Source organism: Rhizobium aouanii (assembly GCF_037002925.1).
GTDB lineage: Bacteria > Pseudomonadota > Alphaproteobacteria > Rhizobiales > Rhizobiaceae > Rhizobium > Rhizobium aouanii.
The window spans coordinates 61,943-84,654 of the sequence record NZ_JBAMYD010000024.1 but is presented as its reverse complement, the minus strand read 5'-3'; the positions used below and the strand labels follow the sequence as shown (position 1 = coordinate 84,654).

22 protein-coding genes are annotated in these 22,712 nt (G+C 63.0%); 10 read left to right on the top strand and 12 right to left on the bottom strand.

Translation table 11 applies throughout. The annotated features are described in order from the left end of the window. Window positions 1-1,455: an MFS transporter gene (locus V8P77_RS31090; protein ID WP_335916059.1), complete on the bottom strand. Its 1,455-nt coding sequence runs from the start codon at window positions 1,453-1,455 to the stop codon at window positions 1-3. 239 nt (window positions 1,456-1,694) lie between these two features. On the opposite strand from V8P77_RS31090, the gene V8P77_RS31085 reads away from it, so the two are divergent. Together V8P77_RS31085 and V8P77_RS31080 are read left to right on the top strand one after the other, a co-directional pair. Next, window positions 1,695-3,197, top strand: coding sequence for a protein adenylyltransferase SelO (locus tag V8P77_RS31085; protein ID WP_335916058.1), 1,503 nt, complete (start codon window positions 1,695-1,697; stop codon window positions 3,195-3,197). Window positions 3,198-3,392: 195 nt separating this feature from the next. Beyond that, complete coding sequence (locus tag V8P77_RS31080; RefSeq protein ID WP_335916057.1) at window positions 3,393-5,732, top strand: glucose/quinate/shikimate family membrane-bound PQQ-dependent dehydrogenase; 2,340 nt, start codon at window positions 3,393-3,395, stop codon at window positions 5,730-5,732. 238 nt (window positions 5,733-5,970) lie between these two features. On the opposite strand, the gene bla is transcribed toward V8P77_RS31080, so the two are convergent. The 3 genes from bla to dmeR all read right to left on the bottom strand — a co-directional run bounded on the left by bla (window position 5,971) and on the right by dmeR (window position 8,310). Next, entirely contained in the window at window positions 5,971-6,885 is a 915-nt protein-coding gene (gene bla / locus V8P77_RS31075; RefSeq protein ID WP_335916056.1) for a class A beta-lactamase, read from the bottom strand. A 145-nt stretch (window positions 6,886-7,030) separates the two neighbouring features. Continuing rightward, window positions 7,031-8,014: a CDF family Co(II)/Ni(II) efflux transporter DmeF gene (gene dmeF / locus V8P77_RS31070; protein ID WP_335916055.1), complete on the bottom strand. Its 984-nt coding sequence runs from the start codon at window positions 8,012-8,014 to the stop codon at window positions 7,031-7,033. A gap of 23 nt (window positions 8,015-8,037) precedes the next feature. After that, window positions 8,038-8,310 carry a Ni(II)/Co(II)-sensing transcriptional repressor DmeR gene (dmeR, locus tag V8P77_RS31065; protein WP_096771124.1) on the bottom strand — a complete coding sequence of 91 codons (273 nt, stop codon included), beginning with the start codon at window positions 8,308-8,310 and terminating at the stop codon, window positions 8,038-8,040. Between the two features lie 267 nt (window positions 8,311-8,577). Between dmeR and V8P77_RS31060 the strand changes: the two genes are divergently transcribed. Continuing rightward, the gene (locus tag V8P77_RS31060) at window positions 8,578-9,072 is read left to right on the top strand and encodes a GNAT family N-acetyltransferase (RefSeq protein WP_012756624.1); all 495 of its coding nucleotides are present in this window, start codon (window positions 8,578-8,580) and stop codon (window positions 9,070-9,072) included. Between the two features lie 133 nt (window positions 9,073-9,205). Continuing rightward, window positions 9,206-9,898, top strand: a complete 693-nt coding sequence (locus tag V8P77_RS31055) for a molybdate ABC transporter substrate-binding protein (RefSeq protein WP_335916053.1) — start codon at window positions 9,206-9,208, stop codon at window positions 9,896-9,898. A 34-nt stretch (window positions 9,899-9,932) separates the two neighbouring features. Here the strand turns inward: V8P77_RS31055 and V8P77_RS31050 are convergent, their stop codons facing one another. From V8P77_RS31050 to V8P77_RS31040, 3 genes are all read right to left on the bottom strand, one after another. Next, window positions 9,933-10,847 (bottom strand): c-type cytochrome, encoded by a 915-nt coding sequence (locus V8P77_RS31050; RefSeq protein WP_335916052.1) that lies wholly within the window; start codon window positions 10,845-10,847, stop codon window positions 9,933-9,935. Between the two features lie 196 nt (window positions 10,848-11,043). Beyond that, window positions 11,044-11,484: a c-type cytochrome gene (locus tag V8P77_RS31045; RefSeq protein WP_335916050.1), complete on the bottom strand. Its 441-nt coding sequence runs from the start codon at window positions 11,482-11,484 to the stop codon at window positions 11,044-11,046. A gap of 191 nt (window positions 11,485-11,675) precedes the next feature. Next, a complete protein-coding gene (locus V8P77_RS31040) occupies window positions 11,676-12,311 on the bottom strand; it encodes a LysE family translocator (protein WP_017959594.1) in 636 nt (211 codons plus the stop codon). Window positions 12,312-12,440: 129 nt separating this feature from the next. Here V8P77_RS31040 and V8P77_RS31035 point away from each other — a divergent pair, with 129 nt between their 5' ends. Continuing rightward, the gene (locus V8P77_RS31035) at window positions 12,441-13,133 is read left to right on the top strand and encodes a helix-turn-helix transcriptional regulator (RefSeq protein WP_335916047.1); all 693 of its coding nucleotides are present in this window, start codon (window positions 12,441-12,443) and stop codon (window positions 13,131-13,133) included. Between the two features lie 254 nt (window positions 13,134-13,387). Here the strand turns inward: V8P77_RS31035 and V8P77_RS31030 are convergent, their stop codons facing one another. Beyond that, window positions 13,388-14,233, bottom strand: coding sequence for a metallophosphoesterase (locus tag V8P77_RS31030; RefSeq protein WP_335916046.1), 846 nt, complete (start codon window positions 14,231-14,233; stop codon window positions 13,388-13,390). 138 nt (window positions 14,234-14,371) lie between these two features. Then, the gene (locus V8P77_RS31025; RefSeq protein ID WP_335916044.1) at window positions 14,372-14,974 is read right to left on the bottom strand and encodes a superoxide dismutase; all 603 of its coding nucleotides are present in this window, start codon (window positions 14,972-14,974) and stop codon (window positions 14,372-14,374) included. A 224-nt stretch (window positions 14,975-15,198) separates the two neighbouring features. Here V8P77_RS31025 and V8P77_RS31020 point away from each other — a divergent pair, with 224 nt between their 5' ends. From V8P77_RS31020 to V8P77_RS31010, 3 genes are all read left to right on the top strand, one after another. Then, complete coding sequence (locus tag V8P77_RS31020) at window positions 15,199-15,525, top strand: hypothetical protein (RefSeq protein WP_335916042.1); 327 nt, start codon at window positions 15,199-15,201, stop codon at window positions 15,523-15,525. Window positions 15,526-15,809: 284 nt separating this feature from the next. Next, window positions 15,810-16,463 (top strand): class I SAM-dependent methyltransferase, encoded by a 654-nt coding sequence (locus V8P77_RS31015; RefSeq protein WP_335916041.1) that lies wholly within the window; start codon window positions 15,810-15,812, stop codon window positions 16,461-16,463. 60 nt (window positions 16,464-16,523) lie between these two features. After that, the gene (locus tag V8P77_RS31010) at window positions 16,524-17,255 is read left to right on the top strand and encodes a sulfite exporter TauE/SafE family protein (RefSeq protein WP_221959982.1); all 732 of its coding nucleotides are present in this window, start codon (window positions 16,524-16,526) and stop codon (window positions 17,253-17,255) included. 29 nt (window positions 17,256-17,284) lie between these two features. On the opposite strand, the gene V8P77_RS31005 is transcribed toward V8P77_RS31010, so the two are convergent. Next, a complete protein-coding gene (locus V8P77_RS31005) occupies window positions 17,285-17,629 on the bottom strand; it encodes a nuclear transport factor 2 family protein (protein ID WP_335916040.1) in 345 nt (114 codons plus the stop codon). Between the two features lie 303 nt (window positions 17,630-17,932). Between V8P77_RS31005 and V8P77_RS31000 the strand changes: the two genes are divergently transcribed. Further along, on the top strand, window positions 17,933-19,174 hold the full coding sequence (locus tag V8P77_RS31000) for a multidrug efflux MFS transporter (protein WP_335916039.1): 1,242 nt from the start codon (window positions 17,933-17,935) through the stop codon (window positions 19,172-19,174). 73 nt (window positions 19,175-19,247) lie between these two features. Here the strand turns inward: V8P77_RS31000 and nadE are convergent, their stop codons facing one another. Together nadE and V8P77_RS30990 are read right to left on the bottom strand one after the other, a co-directional pair. Then, window positions 19,248-20,081 carry an NAD(+) synthase gene (gene nadE / locus V8P77_RS30995; protein WP_335916038.1) on the bottom strand — a complete coding sequence of 278 codons (834 nt, stop codon included), beginning with the start codon at window positions 20,079-20,081 and terminating at the stop codon, window positions 19,248-19,250. A 428-nt stretch (window positions 20,082-20,509) separates the two neighbouring features. Further along, complete coding sequence (locus V8P77_RS30990; RefSeq protein WP_335916036.1) at window positions 20,510-21,397, bottom strand: branched-chain amino acid aminotransferase; 888 nt, start codon at window positions 21,395-21,397, stop codon at window positions 20,510-20,512. A 248-nt stretch (window positions 21,398-21,645) separates the two neighbouring features. On the opposite strand from V8P77_RS30990, the gene V8P77_RS30985 reads away from it, so the two are divergent. Continuing rightward, window positions 21,646-22,689, top strand: a complete 1,044-nt coding sequence (locus V8P77_RS30985) for a zinc-dependent alcohol dehydrogenase family protein (protein ID WP_335916035.1) — start codon at window positions 21,646-21,648, stop codon at window positions 22,687-22,689. The last annotated feature ends 23 nt before the right edge of the window (window positions 22,690-22,712 follow it).

Here is a 22,712-nt window from a genome sequence, read left to right as displayed (position 1 = left end):
TCAGCCTTTGGCGACGGCGCCTTTCGTCTGTTTGGCCCTGTAGCCGCTGATCTCCTCGCCGGCGGTCGGCGAGAAACGTAGGTTCCAGAAGGTGGCGGTGATCGAGATGATGGTGACGACGATGAAGGCGGCGGAGAAATCGCCGAGGGCCGGCGTCTCAGTGCCTGACATGGCCATGGAGCCATGCAGCGCCAAGGCGCCGATGCAGATGCCGAGCGACAGCATGAGCTGCTGGAAGGTGGTGTAGAAGCTGGTGGCCGAGCTCATCTGCTCCTTGCTGATCTCGTCATAGGCAATGGTGTTATAGGCGGTGAACTGGAACGATAGGAAGAAGGCGCTGAGCACCAGGACGACGAAGATGAGCGGCATCGGCCAGTCCGGCCGGAAGGCGGCACAGAGGCCATAGCCGATCGTGCCGAGGATGCCGTTGAGGACGAGGCTTCTGCGGAAGCCCAGCCGGCGGAAGACGAACTTCGCCATCGGCTTCATGGCGAGAGCGCCAAGCGCAGTCGCGATGATGATCTGGCCGGCCGCAGCGGCAGACAGGCCGAAGCCGATCTGGAAGAGCAGCGGCAGGAGGAAGGGCTGTGCCCCCTGCGTGATGCGGGTCAGCGAACCGGCAATGACAGACGTCCCGAAGCTCGGCACCTTCATCAGCGAAAAATCCATGATCGGCGACGGGTGCTTGCGGGCATGCCTGAGATAGCCGATGCCGAAAAGCAGGCCGATGACGATCAGGAAGATCGAAAAGGCTCCCTCGCCTTCATGGCTCGACATTTCGAAGCCGAAGAGCAGCGAGCCAAGCGCAATACCGGAGAGAATGAAGCCGACTGTATCGAAGGGACCGCTTGCCTTGCCCTTCACCTCCTCGATGTAGATCGACACGAAGATCATGCCGATGATGCCGATCGGCACGTTGATATAAAAGATCCAACGCCAGTCGAGATAGGTGACGAAGAAGCCGCCGAGCGGCGGACCGACGATCGGGCCGATCAGCGCCGGTACGAGCAGCCAGGACATGGCGCTGACCATATCCTTGCGGCCGACGCTGCGCATCAGCACCAGGCGCCCAACCGGCATCATCATCGCGCCGCCGATGCCCTGCAGCAGCCGCGCCAGCACCAGGAAGGACAGCGTCGGCGCGAGAGCACAGAGGATGGAGCCGACGACGAAAACGGCAATGGCCGCGCGGAAGACGGTGCGGGAGCCGAAACTGTCGGCCATCCGGCCGCTTGCCGGAATGAAGATCGCAAGGCTTAAGAGATAGGAAGTCAGGGCGATCGACATCGCCGGAGCGCCGACGCCGAAATCGCGCGCCATAGTGGGCAGCGCGGTCGCAAGCACGGTCGCGTCGATATTTTCCATCAGCATCGCACTTGCGACAATCATCGCGATCACCCGGAAATTGGGCGCGGCGCGCCGAACCATCGGCGCTTGGTAAATCTGATCCGACATCGTCCGGGATCACTCGCGGTGGCGCGGCGGAGCACACAAGGCAGCAGGGCCGCGGGGATGACAAGGCGCAAAGCCAAGGGGAGACGATTTGCTATACGCCCGCGATCATGGCGGCGCTATGTCCTTTATGGCAAAGCTGCTTTGACGAGAGGTAAAGGCAGGTCACGATTCCTTGCATCGGCTCGATCTTCGTGAAGCTCCGGCTTGCGCCGAAGACACCCCGGCCCTACCTATGAACCATGATCTCCGTCCTGCAGAAAAACCGGCCCGGTGCGGCCTTTCCGTTCGACAACAGCTATGTCGGCTTGCCCCCACGCTTCTTTGCGGCGCAAGCGCCGACTGCGGTGGCGGAGCCCTGGCTGATCAAGCTCAACGAGGCGCTCGCCGCCGAACTCGGGCTCGACGTAGAGGCCTTGCGCCGCGACGGTGCGGCGATCTTTTCCGGCAATCTCGTTCCCGAAGGAGCCGAACCGCTGGCGATGGCCTATGCGGGGCATCAGTTCGGCGGCTTCTCGCCACAGCTCGGCGACGGCCGGGCGATCCTGCTCGGCGAAGTGGTCGACCGTAGCGGTAAACGCTACGATATTCAACTGAAGGGCGCCGGGCCGACACCGTTTTCGCGCCGCGGCGATGGCCGGGCGGCACTCGGCCCGGTGCTCAGGGAATATATCATCAGCGAGGCGATGTTTGCGCTCGGCATTCCGGCCACGCGGGCGCTGGCGGCGGTGACGACAGGCGAGCCGGTCTATCGCGAAGAGGTGCTGCCTGGCGCGGTCTTCACCCGCGTCGCGGCCAGCCATATCCGCGTCGGCACGTTCCAGTACTTCGCGGCCCGGGGCGATACCGACGGCGTGCGTACTCTGGCCGACTATGTGATCGACCGGCACTATCCGGCATTGAAAGAGGCCGAGAACCCCTATCTCTCGCTTTTCGATGCAGTTTGCGAGCGCCAGGCGGCGCTGATTGCCCGCTGGCTGCATGTCGGCTTCATCCATGGCGTGATGAACACCGACAATATGACCATCTCCGGCGAGACGATCGATTTCGGCCCTTGCGCCTTTATGGACGCTTACGATCCGGCGACCGTCTTCTCGTCGATCGACCAGCATGGCCGTTACGCCTATGCCAACCAGCCCGCCATCGGCCAATGGAACCTCGCAAGGCTGGGCGAAACACTGCTGCCGCTGATCGACGCCGAGCCCGACGGCGCGGTCGACAAGGCGAATGCAGTGATCAAGAGCTACGGCGAACGGTTCCAGGCGCATTGGCTGGCCGGCATGCGCGAAAAGATCGGCCTTGTCGGCGAAGAGGACGGCGATCTCGACCTGGTGCAGGCGCTGCTGTCGCTGATGCAGGCGCAGGATGCCGATTTCACCCTGACCTTCCGGCGGCTGTCGGATCTTGCCGGCGATAACGCCGCAGAGCCTGAATTTGCAGCAAGTTTCCGCGAGCCGGATGCCTGCGGCGCCTGGCTTGCGCAGTGGCGCGAGCGTCTGTCGCGCGATCCGCAGACGGCCACCGAGCGCGCCATTGCCATGCGCAGCGTCAATCCGGCCTTCATTCCACGCAATCACCGCGTCGAACAGGCGATCGAGGCCGCGGTCGAGAACGGCGATTTCTCGCTGTTCGAGGCGCTGCTGGCCGTGCTTTCGAAACCCTATGAGGACCAGCCGGGCTTTGCCGCCTATAGGGAACCGCCGAAGCCCAGCGAACGGGTGCTTGCGACCTTCTGCGGAACGTGACAGCCGCTTTGATCGGTTGGGTGCGGCAGTTGCGCCACAGCGATCCGCTTCCATTCGGCCCAGCGCCCGATTCGACGCATCCGCACCCTGCGGCATTGTGGCCGTTGAAAGGCATCTGTTTTGCGCTATCTGGCTGATCGGCAGGACTTTTCCGCCGATTCTTCACCCCAGCCAACCTGAGCGGGAGACAGCCTTATGGCGATTATCGTCACCTCCATCTTCTTCATCATCATCGGCTTAACACTTGGAGGCGGCGGGCTCTGGCTCGTCACGCTCGGCGGCAGCATCTTCTATCTGTTCGCCGGGCTGATGTTCCTGATTACCGCCGGGCTGCTGCTGATGCGCAAGGCGGTGGCGCTCTGGGTCTATGCGGTGCTCGTCGTCGCAGCACTTGCATGGGCGATTTGGGAGGTCGGCTTCGACTGGTGGCAGCTTGGCCCGCGCGGCGGCATGATCATCCTGCTCGGGCTCTGGCTGCTGACGCCATGGATCCGCCGGCCGCTCGGCCTGCGCAGCCCGACGGGCATCACCTACGCCGCGAACCCCTGGCCGCTCGCCGTGCCTGTCATTCTCGCCATCCTCGTCGCCGTCTACTCGATGACATCAGACCCGCATGATCTGGCCGGCGACCTGCCGAAGGATCAGGTCACCGCCAACCCCGCTGTCGGCGGCAGCGTGCCTGATGGAGAATGGCACCAGTATGGCCGCACCCCCTTCGGCCAGCGTTATTCGCCGCTCGACCAGATCACCGCCGAAAACGTCTCGACGCTGAAGGAAGCCTGGCGATATCAGACCGGCGACGTCAAGCGGCCGGAGGATATCAGCGAGACGACCTATCAGGTGACGCCGCTCAAAGTGAAGGACACGCTTTATCTCTGCACGCCGCATAACTGGGCGATCGCGCTCGACGCCAAGACCGGCAAGGAGAAATGGAAATACGACTCGAACTCGGGCATGAACCCCGACCGTCAGCATCAGACCTGCCGCGGCGTCACCTATTATGCCGATCCAACTGTTGCCGCCGGCCAGCCCTGCGCCGAGCGCGTCTACCTGCCAACCTCCGACGCCCGGCTGATCGCGCTCGATGCGGCGGATGGAAAGGTCTGCACTGGCTTTGCCGACCAGGGCGTGCTGCATTTGGAAACCGGCATGCGCTTCAATCCGGCCGGCTATTATTATTCCACCTCGCCGCCGGTCGCGGTGGCGGGCAAGATCATCGTCGGCGGGGCGGTGAACGACAATTATTCGACCGAGGAACAATCCGGCGTCATCCGCGCCTTCGACATCAACACCGGCGCGCTGGTCTGGAACTGGGATTCCGGCAATCCCGACGTGACGACGCCGATCGCCGAGGGACAGACCTATACGACCAACTCACCGAACAGCTGGTCGGTCTTCAGCGTCGACGAGGCGCTCGGCATGGTCTATATCCCGCTCGGCAATCAGGTGCCCGACCAGATCGGCATCAACCGCAGCGACAATGTCGAGAAATTCTCCTCCTCGATCGTCGCGCTCGATATCGCCACCGGCCAGCTGCGCTGGGTGCGCCAGACCGTTCATCACGATCTCTGGGACATGGACGTGCCAGCCCAGCCGGCGCTGATCGACCTGACGAAGCAGGATGGAACCGTCGTCCCGGCCCTAGTCGGCCCGACCAAGCAGGGCGATATCTATGTGCTTGACCGGCGCAGCGGCGAGCCGATTATCTCGGTCAAGGAAATCCCGGCGCCAGGCGGCGCGGTCTCGGGCGATCATACCGCGCCGACGCAGCCGATCTCGGACCTCACCTTCTCGCCCGAGCCGCTTAAGGAAAAGGACATGTGGGGCGTGTCGCTGTTCGATCAGATGGCCTGCCGCATCGACTTCCACCGCTACCACTATGAGGGCCGCTATACGCCGCCTTCGCTTAAAGGGACGATCGTCTATCCCGGCAATTTCGGCACCTTCAACTGGGGCTCGATCGCGGTCGACCCCGAGCGGCAGATCATGTTCGGCATGCCAACCTATCTCGCCTTCACGTCGCGCCTGGTGCCGGCCGCCGATATTCCGCCGAGAGGCCAGGACGAGAAGGGCAGCGAACAGGGGCTGAACCGCAATGACGGTGCGCCCTACGGCGTCTTCATGGGTCCCTTCCTCGGTCTGCTGCAGATCCCCTGCCAGGCGCCGCCATGGGGTTATGTCGCCGGCGTCGACCTGCGCACCGGCAAGATCGCCTATATGCACAAGAACGGCACCGTGCGCGACATGACGCCATTGCCCCTGCCCTTCAAGGTCGGCGTGCCCGGCATCGGCGGGCCGATGCTGACCAAGGGCGGCGTTGCCTTCCTGGGGGCTGCGGTCGACAACTACCTGCGCGCCTACGACGTGACCAACGGGCGAGAGCTCTGGCAGGCGCGGCTTCCCGCCGGCGGCCAGGCGACACCGATGACCTATACGACTGATGACAACAAACAATATGTCGTCATGGTCGCCGGCGGCCACGGCTCGGTCGGCACCAAGCCCGGCGATTACGTGATCGCCTATACGTTGCCGTGATGGGGAGGTTGTGCTGCTCTCCTGTTGGTTCCGATGGCCGCCCCTCACCCTAGCCCTCTCCCCGTAAAGACGGGGAGAGGGGACGTGCCAAACGCGGCCTCGAGGTTGAGGTAGAGGAAGGCGGCGCGGTATGGTCCCTTCGCCCCGTTTACGGGGAGAAGGTGCCGGCAGGCGGATGAGGGGCTGGTTTCGCCGATTTCATACAACTCGCAGGAAACGCGCTTCAGCTTTCTCCAGTTCACACCATCTCGACGATCATGCGGCCGACTTCGGCAAAGAGCGGGTTGAGCTCCTTTACCGGCACCGTCGCCTCGCTGATATAGACGGCGGCGACGATCGGGCCGCGATCCGGCGGCCAGATCACTGCGATATCGCCGAGAGAGCCATTCGGGCCGGTACCGGTCTTGTCGCCGACCTTCCAATCCGCCGGCAGGCCGGCCCTGAGCCGCTCCTTGCCTGTCGTGCTCGCCACCAGCCATGCGATCAGCCTGTCTGAGGAGGCCTCGGTGAGGACCGAGCCGAGGGTGAGATTGCCGAGCGTGTCGAGCATCGCATCCGGTGTCGTCGTGTCGCGTGGATCACCCTTTCTGCCCTCGTTCAACGTCGGCTCGGTACGGTCGAGACGCGTCGTGCCGTCACCGATCGAGCGCAGCCAATCGGTCAGCCCCGCCGGACCGCCGAAACTTTCGAGCAGCAGATTGCCGGCAGTGTTGTCGCTGACGGTCACGGCTGCCTCGCAGAGTTCGGCAAGGGTCATGCCATCGGTTCCGGTGTGTTTTTCGCTGATCGGCGAATAATCGACGAGCTTGTCCCTGCCGTAGCTCACCCGCCGGCCGAGGTTCTCCTCGCCATTGTCGGTCCGGGCAAGCACGAAAGCGGCGGCCAGCGCCTTGAAGGTGCTGCACATCGGAAAGGCCTCGCTGCCGCGATAGCCGAAGGAGATGCTCGTCTCGGTGTCGAGCACCGAGACACCGAGGCGACCGCCGGTGCGTTTTTCCAAAGCGGCAAGGCGATGTTCAATATTGTCCTCGCCCTCGCCTGCACTCTCTTTGGCACTCCCCTTGCCCCCCTCCTCGGCATTGGCTCGAAGCGTCAGCACGGGTAGGCACAATGCCGAGCCTATCAGCATGCGGCGGGTCAGACTGAGATCCATGAAATCCTCCGGCGAATCAGGAGGACAGAGCTAAGCAGCGATTGCGGCGGCATCTCGTCCCCGCGGCGACCTTTGTCGTCCGCCGAGCGATGTTAATCGTCCGGCGAGCGATCTTGTCGTCCGCAGAGCGTCTCCGCCCGCCCGATCATGCGGCGCGCGTGACCTCGACCGTCACATGCGACAGTTCTCCCAGCGCCGAGAGCCTGCCCTTGTAGAAAGCCGGGTCGCGCGGCTGAGAGGTGAGGACGGCGACGATCGCGGCATGATGACCGGGGCCGACCTGCCAGACATGCAGATCGGTGATCCGGTCATCCTCCGTCTCGATGGCGCCACGGATTTCCGCCGGCAGCGTCTCGCCTTCGGGAACGACGTCGAGAAGAACGCCGCCCGAAGATTTCATCAGGCTCCAGGACCAGTTGGCGATCACCAGCCCGCCGACGATGCCCATCAGGGGATCGAGCCAGAGCCAGCCGTAAAGACTGCCGAGCGTTAGCGCAGCAATGGCGAGCACAGAGGTCAGGGCATCGGCGATGACATGCAGATAGGCGGCGCGGATATTGTTGTCGCCGGTCTTTGCGTGGTGGGCATGGTCGCCATGACCGTGATGATGATGGCCATGGGCATGCCCGTGATGCGCATGATTGCCATGCGCGACATGGCCGTCGCCGGCCAGCAGCCAGGCACTTATCAGATTGACGGCAAGGCCGATCACCGCCACGGCGATTGCCTGGGTAAAGCCGATCGGCACGGGATTGGAAAGGCGCAACAGGCTTTCCCAGGCCATCAGCAGGGCAATCAGGGCAAGGACGATGGCGCTGGCGAAGCCGGCGAGATCGCCAAGCTTGCCTGTTCCGAAGGTGAAACGCGGATTGCGCGCCTGCCGGCGGGCGAAGAGATAGGCGAGCGCGGAAATCAGCAGTGCGCTGGCATGGGTCGACATGTGCCAGCCATCGGCGACCAGGGCCATCGAGCCGTAGATGGTGCCGGCAGCGATTTCCGCCACCATCATCACCGCCGTCAGCGCAATCACCAGCCAGATGCGTCGCTCGTTGCGCGCATGATCAGTGCCGAGGAAGACGTGATCATGTTCCAGGGCATCAATTCCAGCATTGTCGATTCCGGCACTCATGACAGGCTCCTTCATCACGGCAGTCAGCGCAGATAGGTTCTCAACACTTCCGATATTTCCTCCACCGCCTCTGCCCTTGCCGCATCGTCGGCGGCATTCAGCACATGCTCGCGCAGATGATCGTCCAGCACCTCGCCGGTCAGCCCGGTCAGGGCGCCGCGAATAGAGGCGAGCAGCTGCAGGATTTCGCCGCAGGGGCGCTCGGCCTCGAGTGCGCGCTCGACCGCCTCCATCTGCCCCTTCAGGCGGCTGATGCGGGCGACGAGCTTCTTTTTCTGCAGGGTGGTGTGGGACATGATAGGTTCCCATATAGCATAGGGGGGTATGCTATCAAGGCTAAAGCCGGAGCTCAATGCCGTGATGGTCGCCGATCCCCATTGACAAAGGCTGCGTTTCCGACGATCTATGACCCATGATCAAAAACGCGCACCAGAGCCGCTCGTATTTTTGGCTGTACCTGTAAAGGGCGGCTGGACAAGATCATATTGTCAACAAGCCGCCGTCAGGCGGCTTTGTTGTATCGGCAGCGTCCTGACGGCAGACTATCAAAGGACGCGAAGACCATGACCGAAATCGAAGACAGCGAAATTTCACTGATGCGCCCATCGGTGGTGACGATCCGTGCCGCCAAGCCGCGCGACCTGCCCGAGCTCGGCGAGATGATCGCCCTGCTTGCCGCCCATCACGGCGATGCGGCTGCCACAACGCCGGAGCAGTTGGAGCGCGACCTCTTCGGGCCCCTGCCCTGGATCAATGCGCTTGTGGCCGAGACCAGCGAAGGGCTGATCGGCTACGCCATTCTCGTGCCGCTCTACAGGGCGCAGGAAGGCAAGCGCGGCATGGACCTGCACCATCTCTTCGTGCGCGACGGCCATCGCGGCCATGGCACCGGCCAGTTGCTCGTCGACCGGGCGCGCGAGACCGCCCGCAATGCCGGCTGCGGCTACCTTTCCGTCAGTGCTGCGACCGGAAACGTGCTGGCGCACCGCTTCTACGAACAGCTGGATTTCACCCCGCGTCCGGTGACCGGCATGCGCTACATGCAGTCGATCGCTTGAAGCGTGTTCGGTCAGTGCATTCCCAATATGGCTCTGGTATGAATCATCGTGTCGGTCGGGAACTGACACGATAGCGGCCCGGAATGAGGCTGGCAGTATTGCACGGCCGTTTCAACCGATTGCAGGTTAGACCATGAATCAGCAAATCCGGCTTTTTGGCGCTATTGCGGTCCGACCGGCTGTTCTTCCTCTCATATCCCGGTTCGAAACCGCCACGGGATTCACAGTTGCGCCCAAGTGGGAGCTCAATCCTGTCGTAAAGAAGCAGATCGAAGCTGGGGAATCTTTCGATCTCGTCATCACCAATCCGAACCTGGTTCAGGATCTGACCGCCTTGGGAAAAGTCAAGGCGGGGAGCCAGGTAGCGTTCGGCCGCATAGCGATGGGGTTGGCTGCCAAGGCCGGCAGCCGACCGCTTGACATCGGGTCCGTGAAAGGATTTGCGGATGCGTTGAAGAGCGCCAGATCAATCGCCTACGCCAGTGAAGGAACCAGCGGCGGCTACTTCTTCGGTTTGCTGGAACGCTTGGGATTAGCAGATGAGGTCAATCCCAAGCTGGTGGCCATATCAGGAGGGCAGACAGCGCCGGCTGTCGGCCGTGGGGAAGCCGAGCTGGGGGTCGTTCCCGTGACCTCGATTCTCGCCGCAGCTCCCGAGGTGATGCTCGTCGGTCAGTTTCCGGCAGAACTCCAAAGCTATATCGACTTCGCCATCGGCATCAGCGCCGATTCAACGGACACAGACGCTACCAGGCAGCTGTCGGAATTTCTGACGTCGACAGCGGTTGACGGCATCCTGGCGGCAAAGGGCGTCGAGCGCCGCTAAAGAAGAGGCGGTTCTTGACGCCCCACGACATGTTCTAGCGGCCCGGCACCGCCTTCAGATAGGCGGCGATCGCCTCGCGGTCGGAGGCCGGCAGGCGGGCGATGCTCTGCTGCACATCGACCATCTGGCCGCCGACGGAATCGAAATCGGGGGTGAAGCCGGTTTCGAGGTAGCTCACGATATCGGCTTCGCTCCAGCTGCCGATGCTCTCGGAGGCCGGGGTGATATCGGGTATGCGGCCCTTGCCTTCCGGATTGGGCGCGCCGGCGAGCCACTGATCCGCCTTGAAGCCGCCGAGCGCATCACGCGGCGTATGGCATTCGCCGCAATGGCCGGGGCCTTCGACGAGATATAGCCCGCGCTTGATCTTGTCGTCGCTCTTTGCCAGGGCGACGCGCGGCTGGTCGTTGAGATAGAGGAATTTCCAGCCGCCGAGCGCCAGCCGGATGTTGAAAGGGAATGGCAGGTCATGCGGCGGCGCGACGTTGGCGCTCTTCGGCAGGGTTTTCAGGAAGGCGAAGAGATCGTTGACGTCCCTGTCGCTCATGCGGGAATAAGAGCCATAGGGAAAGGACGGGTAGAGATGCTCACCACCCGGGCCGACGCCGCGCTTCATCGCGTTGCCGAACTCGGCAAGCGTCCAGCCGCCGATGCCGGCTTTTTCATCGGGTGAGATGTTCGGCACGTGGAAGGTCCCGAAGGGGCTCTTCAGCGCCAGGCCGCCTGCAAGTGTCAGCTTGGCATCACCTTCGGAACCGGGCGCGGCATGACAGCTGACGCAGCCGCCCGCCCAGAAGACCATCTCACCATTTGCCGGGTCCGGCGCGCCGAGACCCGCCCAATGGCTCTCCGGCAGCGGATCGGGTGCGGTGACGAGATAGAAGGCGCCGCCGCCGAGGACGGCGACGCCGATCAGACAGAGCACTAACCGGATGAACCTGCGGACCATGCACCGCCTCCCCTTTTGCCAAGATGCCCCCGCCGGCCGATCCGGTGATCAGTCCGCGACGCGCGGAGAATAAGGCGATCCGCGCCGACGACAAGGCCGGCGCGGACCGTGTACTATCTTTTGCTTTGCGCAATCCCGGACGCAAAACCGCTGCACACTTTTGCTGGAATTGCTGCAGACGAAAACGGCCCATCGCTCACTTGCCGAGGCGATAGGCCTTGTGACAGCCGGCGCAATTGGCGCCGAGCGTGTTCATCGTCGTACCAACGGCCGCGGGATCGGCCGGAAGCTGAGCCAGCGCGGTTTCGGCATCGGTGGAGAGCTTGGCGGCGCGGGCCTTGAAGTCGTCCATATTTTCCCAGATCTTCGGGCTCGCCGCTTCGTCGCCCGTCTCCGTGCCCGGCTTGAACTGGTCGGGGAAGGCTTTGGCCGTTGTGGCGATCGTCGTCAGCGCCGCCTTCACCGCTTCGGCGTCATAGGGCTTGGTGCCCTTGGCGATGGCTGCTAGGGCCCCGGCCGAGCCGCCGATCTGCTTCATCAGCGCATTGCGCGACTCATGGGTGCCGTCGGCGGCGCTCACCGCACCAAAGGCTATGCCGGCCATCGCTGCGGCGGCAGCTACTGCTTTCCAATTCATATTGCTCTCCCTTTTTCCTCGGCCAAGCTGGCCGATGGCCAATCTGCACCGGGAGCATGACAAAATCCATGCGTCCGGGCAGTCACGTTTTGCCGGATCATCATAAAAACAATGTGATAGGCAGTTCTCTGCTTTTATGCATGTCGTTATCCCGGAACCGCTGCACACTTCCGGGCGCCATGCAGTGGCGTTCAGGCGCTTTTCCACCCCTGCCAGAGGCTGAAGGCGGAGACCGCAACCAGCAGCAGGCCGGCGAAGCGGCCGACAAAGGCCGTGACGTCAGGGTTGGCGACGAGCAGATCGCGGCTGCGGCCGGCCGTCATCGCCAGCGTGCCATAGATGGCGAACTGGGTGACGACGGTCATGGCGCCCATGATCAGCCCCTGCATCCAGATCGGGCCATATTCCGGCCTGAGGAACTGCGGATAAACGGCGAACATGAAGATATAGGCCTTCGGATTGACCAGACAGGTGACGGCGCCCTGGCGGAAGGCGCGCCAGCCGGAGCGTGCCGTTCCCGGCCCGACCGCCTCGACGGTGATCGAACTGCGGATCAGCGAGATGCCGATCCAGATCATGTAGGCGACGCCGGCAAAGAGCAGCACGTTGAAAAACTGCGGCAGCATGGTGACGAGCACGCCGACGCCGGCCGCGCCATAGGCCGAATGCACCGCGCCGCCGGCCATGATGCCGCCGGTCGCCGCCAGCCCGCGTTTGACGCCGCCGGTCAGCGAATTGGCAAGCACGAAGAGCATGTCCATGCCCGGCACGATGATGATGCCGAAGAGAAGGGTGAAGAAGAGCCAGAGGTTTTCATGGTAGTTCATGTCAGTTACCGCCTTGGGTCGTGCGGGCCGTTTTGAAGAGACCCTGATTGATTTCAATCCGATAGGCGGCTCTATACGCAAACCCAACTGACAGTGTATTGTCAGGAGCGTTGGGATGGGAGAAGTAAAATGCGCAAGGCCTCCAGGCTTTTCGAGATCATTCAGATCCTCAGGCTGGCAAGAAAGCCGATGACGGCGGCGGCGATGGCCGAGACGCTCGAAGTGACCGTGCGCTCGATCTATCGCGACATCGCCGCGCTTCAGGCAATGCGGGTGCCGATCGAAGGCGGGCGCGGCATCGGCTACATCATGCGGCCGGGCTTCGACTTGCCGCCGCTGATGTTTTCGATCGAGGAGATGGAGGCGATCGTGCTGTCACTGGCGCTGCTCGAACGGACGGCGGACGAGGAACTGAAACAGGCCGCGCGCCGAGTCAACCGGAAGATATCAGGCGCCGTACCGGCGCCACTGCGCCAGGCAATGGACAATAAGGCGCTTTACGCCTGGGGCTCGATTGCTCAGCCGGCAGGCTTCGACCTTGCAATCGTGCGCCGCGCGATCCGCGACGAACGGAAGCTGATGCTCGGCTACCGCGACGAACTCGGCAGCGCCAGCGAGCGGACGATCCGGCCGGTTGCGCTGATCTATTATTCGCAGACCGCCAATATCGTCGCCTGGTGCGAGTTGCGCCAGGCGATCCGCAATTTCCGCAGCGACCGGGTGGAGCACTGCGCGACAGCTGAGGATTTCTTCAAGGGCGACGGCGACCGGTTGCGGGAACTCTGGACCAGCGGTTGGACGGAGAAGGCTGTGCCGGTTTGATGTGTGGCGTTTGGGGTACGAGCAGGGGCGTCAATGTCACCTAACATCCCGGCCACGAGGTTGGCGAGACCAGCCCCTCATCCGCCTGCCGGCACCTTCTCCCCGCAAGCGGGGCGAAGGGGATATGCGGCGACCTCTCCATTCCCCACTCACCTCGCGCAAGGCACGTCCCCTCGCCCCGTTTTACGGGGAGAGGGTTAGGGTGAGGGGCAGCCACTCGCGCGAACCAAACAGTTGCGAGCAGCCTATCGCAACTAATAAGCCAGCCTGCGGCTCACCTCGCGGCCGAAGCTGCGGATTTCGATGCTGGAGGCATGGACCTCGACGATCGCGAAGGCGTTTTCCGTCTCGGTATCGACCACGCCCTTGAAATTGACAAAGTGACAAGAGCCGGCCAAGCCGTAATTGCCGACGTGGTCGTGACCGTTGAGATAGGCGACGACATTGGCCCGCGAGGCGAGCAACGCGACGATGCGCTCGCTGTCCCACATGCCGTGCTCACTGGGCGGATGCACCGGATAGTGATTCATGACGATCACCTTCTCGCCGGCCTCGGCCGCTTTTGCGATTTCATCGCCAAGCCAGGCAAACTGCTCGTCGCTCAGCGCGGCATTCCAGCGGTGGGCATTCCTCGCACCTTTTGCCTGCAACTCCGCCAGCATCTCGGCGGCAAGGGTGCGATGATGATGGCCTTCGGGCGGCGCGAAGATGCTGACCTCGTTGCCGTCGAGCACGATAAAGCGCCAGCCGTGGCGCAAGAAGCTGTAATAGGGCGACGGCATGCCGAGGCGCGCGGCGACTTCGGACAAGTGTCCTGCAGAGACCGAGAAATCGTGGTTGCCGAGCAGGAAGAGCGCCTCGTGCCTGAGTTTCCCGTAGACCGGCAGGATATCGTCGAAGCTTGAAAAGCTGCGGTCGATGACATCGCCGAGCGTCATGACGAAGCTCAGCTCCTCACCGTTGAATATCTCGATCGCCTCGGCGACCTTGGCAAGGCTGTTGGCGTAATAACGATCCATGGCCATATGCGGCGCGATCGCCGCATATTGCGGATCGGCGATGATACCGAAACGGAACAGGGGAGAAACAGAAGAAGACATGGGGCGTGATTAGGAGCGGCCGATGACAGGCATGTGACGGCTTCGCGTGAAAACAAAACACCCGGCGTTTTGGACGCGCCGGGTGTCAATTCAAAAAGGCGGACGACATAGCCGCCATGGCGGCAAGTCTGGTGCCGCTTACTTCGTGGCTTCTTCGTAGCGTTCCAGGACGTAGTCCCAGTTGATCAGGCTATCGACGAAGGCCTCGAGATATTTCGGGCGGGCGTTGCGATAGTCGATGTAGTAGGAGTGTTCCCAGACGTCGACGCCGAGGATCGGGGTGGCGCCGTGAACGAGCGGGTTTTCGCCGTTCGGGGTCTTGGAGATTTCGAGCTTGCCGTTCTTGACGGAAACCCAGGCCCAGCCGGAGCCGAACTGGGTGGCGCCGGCATTGGCGAAATCGGCCTTGAACTTGTCGTAGCCGCCGAGCTCGGATGTAAAGGCCGCTTCGAGCTTGCCCGGCAGCTTGTTGCCGCCGCCGCCCTTCTTCATCCACTTCCAGAAATGGATGTGGTTGTAGTGCTGGGCGGCGTTGTTGAAGAGGCCGGCATTGGTGCCGAAGGACTTCTTGACGACGTCTTCGAGCGACAGGTCCGAAAGACCGGCTTCGGCGGCGAGCTTGTTGCCGTTGTCGACATAGGCCTTGTGGTGCTTGTCGTGGTGGAACTCCAGCGTTTCCTTCGACATGAAGGGAGCAAGCGCTTCGTAGTCATAGGGAAGTTCAGGCAATTCGAAAGCCATGTCAGATCTCCTCTTGGCAATAGATTGCGTCTCGGCAGGTGAGGCGGAACATAGGAGGGGAAAGGGGGAGAGGCAACCGGCGAATTATCAAAAAACGACCGGCCGGAGGAAAATTTGCCTCAGTTGCAAGGCTGGAATCGCGCATGCAAATCGCCTGGACAAATCCCTGGGGATGCCCGCCCCGAAAACCGCTTCGCTGGGGATAGAGATCAACGGAGACCGATATGAACAGGAATATAATCCCGCTTCTCGCCACAGCCGCGCTGCTTTCGCTCTCAGGTGTGGCGCATGCCTCCTCCGATGAGGCCTGGAAGCAGCTCGCCGCCGACGTCGAGGCCAAATGCAAGAAGGCAGCGGTCACGATCGAGAAGCCCAGCGCCACCGTCGATCCCTTCGGCAGCTCGCATTACGGGCTTGCGCTGGTGACCGGCAAGCCGAAAGGCGCCAAAGGGCTGATCGCCCAGATCTGCGTCTACGACAAGCAAAAGAAAACCGTCGAGATCGGCAGCGAGCTGGACGCCAAGACGCTCGGTCTCACGCCGGCAAAATAGGTGGCCGGGGATTGTACCGAGGCGCCCCCAAGGCGGTCGCAGGTGAGAATCTGTGCCTTGCGTCACATTTCGTGGGGAACCGGAGCCTACCCTTAGGAGTTGAAAGGCTGGGCTTTACTGCGGGTCGCGCTATTTCGTGGAAGCGCAGAACCGCTCAAATCTTTTGTTTTATGCAATTCCTGGAAAACCGCTTTTCATTTTTCCTGGAATTATGCGGTAATTCAAAGTGTTACAGCGTCCTTTGCGCGTCCGAAAGACGCGCGGCGCTGCAGGGAGGTGCCGGCATGTCAGAGTTTCGCAGCAGGGCGGAAGATCAGCAAAAAATCTATCAGCGCTGGGCACCGGTCTATGACCGGGTCTATCGCGGCATCCTGCGCGATGGTCACCGCAAACTTGCAGCCCTGGCCGCTGCGGCCGGCACCGACATCCTGGAGATCGGCGTCGGCACGGGCCTGACGCTCGGGCATTATCCGCGCCACTGCCGGGTGACCGGCATCGACATTTCCGAACACATGATCGCGCGGGCGCGTGAAAAGGCGAAACGCGAAAACCTTGAGCATGTGCAGGCGCTGGAGGTGATGGATGCGCATGCGCTTACCTTTGCCGACCGGTCTTTCGATGCGGTCTGCCTGCCCTTCGTCATCACGCTCATCCCCGAACCCGAACGGGCGCTGGACGAATGCGCCAGAGTGCTGAGGCCAGGCGGCGAAATCATCCTTGCCAGCAAGCTTGGCGACGGCGCCGGCCTGCAGGGTGCGATCGAGACGGCGGTGGCGCCATTGGTGCGTCACATCGGCTGGTCCTCCGCCTTCCGCATTCACCGCATCGTCGCCTGGGCCGAGCGCCGCGGCGATTTTGCCGCTGCCGATATCCTGCCGGTCTTTCCGAACGGCTTCTTCAAGATCATCCGGCTGAAGCAGCGCGGACTTGCCGGCTGAGACCGGAACTTTTTTTCCCGCGTCGCCTATTCTGATGCTACCGTTTGTCTGAGGGACTGCATGACATCGGATTTCTTCTTCTTCATCGTCGTGGGTTTCTGCGCGCAGATCGTCGACGGCGCGCTCGGCATGGCCTTCGGCGTGCTGTCGACGACGAGCCTTCTCGCCTTCGGAGTGCCGGCGGCCAATGCCAGCGCCATGACGCATGTGGCGGAAATGTTCACGACCGCCGCCTCGGGCATCTCGCATGCCTATCATCGCAACGTCGACTGGCGTCTGGTGGCGCGTCTCGCACCGGCCGGCATGATCGGCGGCGCGATCGGGGCCTATCTGCTTTCCAATATCGACGGCAAGGTGATCGAGCCCTTCGTGTCGGCCTATCTGATCGCGATCGGGCTGGTTATCCTCTACAAGGCGTTTCGGCCGCCGCCGAAGCGGGATGTTCGCGACTGGATGGTGCCGCCGGTCGGGCTTTTCGGCGGCGTGCTCGATGCGATCGGCGGCGGCGGCTGGGGGCCGATCGTCACCAGTTCGCTCGTCAGCCGCGGCCACGACCTGAAGCGGGTGATCGGCTCGACCAATTTCACCGAATTCGCGGTGACGCTGACGATTTCCCTGACCTTCATCCTGACGCTCGGCTGGTCGGAACTCGATTCGGCGATCGGCCTGATCATCGGCGGCGTCATTGCCGCCCCCTTCGGCGCGATCCTGGTTAAACGGCTGCCGGTGCGGCCGCTAATGGTGGCGGTGTCGATGATCATCATCGGAACTTCGGCGATACGGCTCCTGTAAAGACAGGGCGATCACAGCCTCGGCCGGAGTTACAGATTTCGGCCGAAATAGACATCCACGGAGGCGATCTTGTCGCCGCGGAAGCGAAGGCTCTCGATGTTTCGGAAGCTGCCGCCGTCGCGTTTTTCGGCACGGTAGCGGACGACCGCCTCGTCGCCGTCGATCGCCAGGAATTCGATGTCAAAGCCGCGGAAGACCGGCTCCTTCGGCCAGCAGCGCTCGAAATAAGTCGCCCGGTCGATGTGGTCGTCACGCGGGCTGGAGAAGGTGAAATCCTCCGTCAACATGGAGCCGACGATATCCTTGCGGTCGTCGAGATAGGCGGCGTAGAGATGACGGACGGTCTGTTCTCGGGATGTGCGCATGTCGCTCATGGCAATGTCCTCGGATTAACCGATTGCATCATGCAATCGGTTAAGTTCTAGCACTTTCGCCCGGGGCGGTCCACAGGCGATCGATGCCCGAAGCTGTCTTGAAGGACGGGCCATAGGGCTGTTATATCAGACGTGCCGGCCCTGGAACGACGAACGCATCGACCGCTCCGGTCTCTGCACCCGACCTCAAACTCGATCTCAGGACAGATTCACCCGCGCCGATCTCCTCGCCGCGGTAGAGGGTACATCGTTTCATCAGCCGCGCGAAACTTCGCCCGCGCGATCAATACCGGGGCCGAGAGAATGACCGATACGCAATGGGACGCCGCCGGCGCCAGGCCGGGCTCGATCTACTGGAAGCGCAACCTCGCCGTCTCGTTGATCGGCTCCTTTGCCACGATCGTGGCGATGACGCTGCTGCTTCCCTTCCTGCCGCTTTATGTCGAGGAACTCGGCGTCAGCGACCATGCAGCGATCGTGCAATGGTCGGGCATCGCCTATGGCGCCACGTTTTTCGCCGCGGCTCTGGTCGCGCCGCTCTGGGGCCGGCTCGGCGACATCTACGGCCGCAAGCTGATGCTGGTGCGCGCCAGCCTGGGGATGACGCTGGCGATCTCGCTGATGGGCATGGCGGGCAATGTCTGGCAGCTGGTGGCGCTGCGCCTCTTCGTCGGACTTGCCGGCGGTTATGCTTCCGGCTCGATGGTGCTGGTGGCGACGCAGACGCCGAAGGACCGTTCGGCCTGGGCGCTCGGCGTGCTCTCCTCCGGCATCATGGCCGGCAATCTCGTCGGGCCGCTGATCGGCGGGGCGCTGCCGCCGATCATCGGCATCCGCGGCACGTTCCTCGCCGCCGGCGGCATGATCTTCCTCGCCTTCCTCGCCACGGTCTTGCTGATCAAGGAGGAGAAATCGCCGGCCCGCAAAAAGGCGGCCAAGGCCAGCGGCGGCTGGAAATCCATTGCCGACAAACGGCTGGTCATCGCCATGCTGGCGACCGGCATGCTCTTGATGTTTGCCAATATGTCGATCGAGCCGATCATCACTGTCTATGTCGCCCAGCTCGTGCCCGTCGAATCCCAGGTGACGATGGTATCGGGTGTCGTCATGTCGGCGGCCGCCCTCGGCAGCATTCTGTCAGCCTCATGGCTCGGCAAACTCGCCGACAGGATCGGCCACTGGCCGGTGATTGCAGGCGCGCTCGCCGTCGCCGGGCTGCTGCTGATCCCGCAAGCCTTCGTCACCAGCGCCTGGCAGCTGATCATCCTGCGTTTCCTGATGGGCGCAGCACTCGGCGGGCTGCTGCCCTGCATCGCCGCGGTCATCCGCCACAGCGTGCCTGATAGTGCGGCCGGCAGCATTCTCGGGCTTTCGATTTCCGCGCAATATGTCGGCCAGGTGGCCGGCCCCATCCTTGGCGGCTTTGTCGGCGGGCATATCGGCATGCGGGCGGTGTTCCTCGGCACCTCCGTGCTGCTTCTCGCCGGTGCGGCCTATGCTTGGATAGTACGGCCGAGGGATAGGGAGACATCCGGCGCAGCCTAAAGATGATGCCGCAGAACGTGCGGATGGCGTCTCTTTCGCGCCGCAGGCCAACGTCGCCTCGGCCGGACAAACGTCAGAGCGCGCTCACGGCCACCGGCAAAGCGCGCTTGTGGGCGGTCGCCCGGTAGGCGGCGAGGATGCGGCGGCGGGCGATCTCGCCGACCGGCTTGGCTTCGAGGAAATCGTCGATCTCGTCATAGCTCACGCCATAAGCCTCCTCGTCGGGGCGCAATGGGCGCTGGTCCTCGAGATCGGCTGTGGGCACCTTGAACACCAGTTCGTCCGGGGCGCCGAGCCGCTTTGCCAGCAGGCGGACGCGACGCTTGTTGAGGCCGGCGAGCGGCAGGATATCGGCTGCGCCATCGCCGAACTTGGTGAAGAAGCCCATGACCGCCTCGGCCGCATGATCGGTGCCGATGACGAGGCTGCCAAGCGCCCCGGCAAGGGCGAACTGGGCGATCATGCGCTGGCGCGCCTTGATATTGCCGAGGATGAAATCCTGACGGCCGGCATCGGCAAAGGCGAGACCGCCGTCCTGCGCGGCGGCAAGCATCGCATCCGCCGGCGCCTTGATGTTGACCACCATGGAGCGGTCGGCGCCGATCGTTTCCAGCGCCCTCACAGCATCGGCCTCATCCGCCTGGACACCATAGGGAAGGCGCACGGCAATGAATTCGGCCGCATGGCCGCTTTCACGCAGCTCGCGCACGGCCTTCTGGGCAAGCAGCGCCGCCGTCAGCGAATCGACGCCGCCGCTGATGCCGAGGACGTAGCCGCGCATGCCGGAGGCGACGAGATAATCCTTGAGGAAAGCGGTTCGCCGTTCGATCTCCCGCTCTGGGTCGATGTCGGCGGCGACACCCAGTTCGCGGATGATTTCGCCTTGTTCGTCGAACAGCACAGTCATAAGCCTCTTCCTCCCGCTTACGGAATTTCGGCGCCACTATGGCGAAAAGATGGGGGAAGACGAAACCGTTTCGGGCAGACCTGCCATGCATTTTATGCAAGTGGGCGTGGGCTTGGTATCTCTCGGGAGGGTGCGCGTCACCCCCCTCTGCCCTGCCGGGCATCTCCCCCACAAGGAGGGAGATTGGCTGGGGGTGATGGCCTCCCCAAACAACTGGCCGTCACATGAATCGTGAATTTAGGGCGAGGCATCGCTTCTTGCCGATCTACCCCCTTGTGGGGAAGATGCCCGGCAGGGCAGAGGGGGGTGACGCGGATCTCAATTCTGCCAGGTAACCGCGCCAGCCCTTCGCTTGCGCTCCGGGCGTTCGTCGCTGCAATCGATTCACTGGATCGATTGCTTCGGCTGCGCCGAACCGCTCCTCACCCTCACTCTTCGCTCTCGCTTCTGCCGAAGGCCCAGTCCATGTAGAGCTCCAGTGCCTTGCGGGTGACCGGGCCTTCCTGGAGGTCGCGGTCGTCGAGGCGGATGACGCCGACGACTTTGGAGTAGTTGCCGGTGGTGAAGATCTCGTCGGCTTGCATGAAATCCTCGACGGAGAGCGTTGCTTCGTGCACGTCGAAACCGGCCTTGCGCAGCAGGCCGATGACGCGGGCGCGGGTGATACCAGCGAGGAAAGTGCGGTTGGCGGCCGGCGTCATCACCACGCCGTCGCGGACCATGAAGACGTTCGAAGAGGCGGTCTCGACGACATTGCCGTTCAGGTCGCGCACCAGCGCATTGTCGAAACCGCGGCTGCGCGCTTCGGCGATCATGCGGCCGCTGTTTGGATAGAGCGAGCCGGTCTTCGCCTCGGTCATGGCCGTTTCCGGCGACGGGCGCCGATAGGGCGAGACAGTGAGGCTGGTGCCGCCATGGCCGCCCATCGGCGCCTCGAACAAGCAGAGCGCGAAACGGGTCGACTCCCCATCGACCGAGACGACGCTGCCCGGCGAACCGTGCTCGCCCCAATACATCGGCTTGATGTAGATCGGTGTGGCGCCATCGAATTTGGCGACGCCTTCCCAGGCAAGTGCCACAATCTCCTCGGCTGATCTCACCGGCTTCAAGCCCATGGCGAGCGCCGAGCGGTTGATGCGCTGGCAGTGCAGGTCGAGATCGGGCGCGATGCCGTCGAACCAGCGGGCGCCGTCGAAGACTGTGGAGCCGAGCCACATGGCATGCGAGGTCGGCCCGATCAGCGGCGGATTGCCGGGGAGCCATTCCCCGTCGACATGAGTCCAGGTGGTTGAACGGGGTGTTGTATCGACGGCCATGATGGTTTCCTCCTGAAGCCGGAGAAGGAAAAGCCGCCACGGCTAGCCGGGTCAAGGACAAATCGGGGCAGGAAACGCGGAAGCAAGAAAGTGCCGGAAGCGGGTGCAATGCCGCAATATTCGTGCGCCGTCACAGGGGCTTCATCGATGGGTTCATCAGCAAAAATGATGGAATGGAAGGTTGGAATGGCTGCTTGCCGCATGCGATGATGGGTGGAATTTCGGATGGGCAGCAAGGGAAGACGCCGATGAAAGCCATGTTTTACGAAGCCTTCGAACAGCCGCCGGAGATCCGTACCGTTGCCGATCCGACGCCTGCCGAGGACGGTGTTGTCATATCCGTCGGGGCCAGCGGGCTCTGCCGCAGCGACTGGCACGGCTGGATGGGGCACGACCCCGACATTCGCCTGCCGCATGTGCCGGGACATGAGCTTGCCGGGCAGATCGTCGCCACCGGCCGCGGCGTGATGCGCTTCAAGGTGGGCGACCGGGTGACCGTGCCCTTCGTTTCCGGCTGCGGCCATTGCGGGGAGTGCCATTCCGGCAACCAGCAGGTCTGCCCGAACCAGTTCCAGCCGGGCTTCACCCATTGGGGGTCGTTTGCCGAATATGTGGCGATCGATTATGCCGACACCAATCTGGTGCACCTGCCCGATACGATCGATGATGCGACGGCGGCAAGCCTCGGCTGCCGCTTTGCCACCTCGTTTCGCGCCGTCGCCGACCAGGCCCGCACCGGGCCTGGCGAATGGATCGCCGTGCATGGCTGCGGCGGTGTCGGCCTGTCGGCGATCATGATCGCAACGGCGCTCGGGGCGAATGCGATCGGCATCGATATATCCGAGGAGAAACTCGCCTTCGCGCGGGAGTGCGGGGCGGTAGCGACGGTCAATGCGTCCGGTGTCGCCGACGTGGCGGAGGCGGTGCGCGAGATCACCAAGGGCGGCGCGCATGTCTCGATCGACGCGCTCGGCCATCCCGTCACCTGCTTCAACTCGATCAAGAATCTGCGCCGTCGCGGCCGGCACGTCCAGGTGGGGCTGATGCTCGGCGAACACGCGACGCCGCAAATCCCGATGGCGCAGGTGATCGGCTACGAGTTGGAAATCTACGGCAGCCACGGCATGCAGGCCTGGCGCTACGACGCCATGCTGTCGATGCTTTCGGCCGGAAAGATCGCGCCGCAGAAGCTGATCGGGCGCCGCGTCAGCCTCGAGGAGGCTGTGCCGGCGCTGATGGCGCTCGACAAGGCTGAGGCCACGGGGATCAGCGTGATTACCCGGTTTTCATGAGGGAACTCCACCCTCCCCTCCTG

Coding starts and splice junctions, on each gene's coding strand:
- V8P77_RS31090 (WP_335916059.1), bottom strand. CDS start 1,455: ATGTCGGATCAGATTTACCAAGCGCCGATGGTTCGGCGCGCCGCGCCC.
- V8P77_RS31085 (WP_335916058.1), top strand. CDS start 1,695: ATGATCTCCGTCCTGCAGAAAAACCGGCCCGGTGCGGCCTTTCCGTTC.
- V8P77_RS31080 (WP_335916057.1), top strand. CDS start 3,393: ATGGCGATTATCGTCACCTCCATCTTCTTCATCATCATCGGCTTAACA.
- bla (WP_335916056.1), bottom strand. CDS start 6,885: ATGGATCTCAGTCTGACCCGCCGCATGCTGATAGGCTCGGCATTGTGC.
- dmeF (WP_335916055.1), bottom strand. CDS start 8,014: ATGAGTGCCGGAATCGACAATGCTGGAATTGATGCCCTGGAACATGAT.
- dmeR (WP_096771124.1), bottom strand. CDS start 8,310: ATGTCCCACACCACCCTGCAGAAAAAGAAGCTCGTCGCCCGCATCAGC.
- V8P77_RS31060 (WP_012756624.1), top strand. CDS start 8,578: ATGACCGAAATCGAAGACAGCGAAATTTCACTGATGCGCCCATCGGTG.
- V8P77_RS31055 (WP_335916053.1), top strand. CDS start 9,206: ATGAATCAGCAAATCCGGCTTTTTGGCGCTATTGCGGTCCGACCGGCT.
- V8P77_RS31050 (WP_335916052.1), bottom strand. CDS start 10,847: ATGGTCCGCAGGTTCATCCGGTTAGTGCTCTGTCTGATCGGCGTCGCC.
- V8P77_RS31045 (WP_335916050.1), bottom strand. CDS start 11,484: ATGAATTGGAAAGCAGTAGCTGCCGCCGCAGCGATGGCCGGCATAGCC.
- V8P77_RS31040 (WP_017959594.1), bottom strand. CDS start 12,311: ATGAACTACCATGAAAACCTCTGGCTCTTCTTCACCCTTCTCTTCGGC.
- V8P77_RS31035 (WP_335916047.1), top strand. CDS start 12,441: ATGCGCAAGGCCTCCAGGCTTTTCGAGATCATTCAGATCCTCAGGCTG.
- V8P77_RS31030 (WP_335916046.1), bottom strand. CDS start 14,233: ATGTCTTCTTCTGTTTCTCCCCTGTTCCGTTTCGGTATCATCGCCGAT.
- V8P77_RS31025 (WP_335916044.1), bottom strand. CDS start 14,974: ATGGCTTTCGAATTGCCTGAACTTCCCTATGACTACGAAGCGCTTGCT.
- V8P77_RS31020 (WP_335916042.1), top strand. CDS start 15,199: ATGAACAGGAATATAATCCCGCTTCTCGCCACAGCCGCGCTGCTTTCG.
- V8P77_RS31015 (WP_335916041.1), top strand. CDS start 15,810: ATGTCAGAGTTTCGCAGCAGGGCGGAAGATCAGCAAAAAATCTATCAG.
- V8P77_RS31010 (WP_221959982.1), top strand. CDS start 16,524: ATGACATCGGATTTCTTCTTCTTCATCGTCGTGGGTTTCTGCGCGCAG.
- V8P77_RS31005 (WP_335916040.1), bottom strand. CDS start 17,629: ATGAGCGACATGCGCACATCCCGAGAACAGACCGTCCGTCATCTCTAC.
- V8P77_RS31000 (WP_335916039.1), top strand. CDS start 17,933: ATGACCGATACGCAATGGGACGCCGCCGGCGCCAGGCCGGGCTCGATC.
- nadE (WP_335916038.1), bottom strand. CDS start 20,081: ATGACTGTGCTGTTCGACGAACAAGGCGAAATCATCCGCGAACTGGGT.
- V8P77_RS30990 (WP_335916036.1), bottom strand. CDS start 21,397: ATGGCCGTCGATACAACACCCCGTTCAACCACCTGGACTCATGTCGAC.
- V8P77_RS30985 (WP_335916035.1), top strand. CDS start 21,646: ATGAAAGCCATGTTTTACGAAGCCTTCGAACAGCCGCCGGAGATCCGT.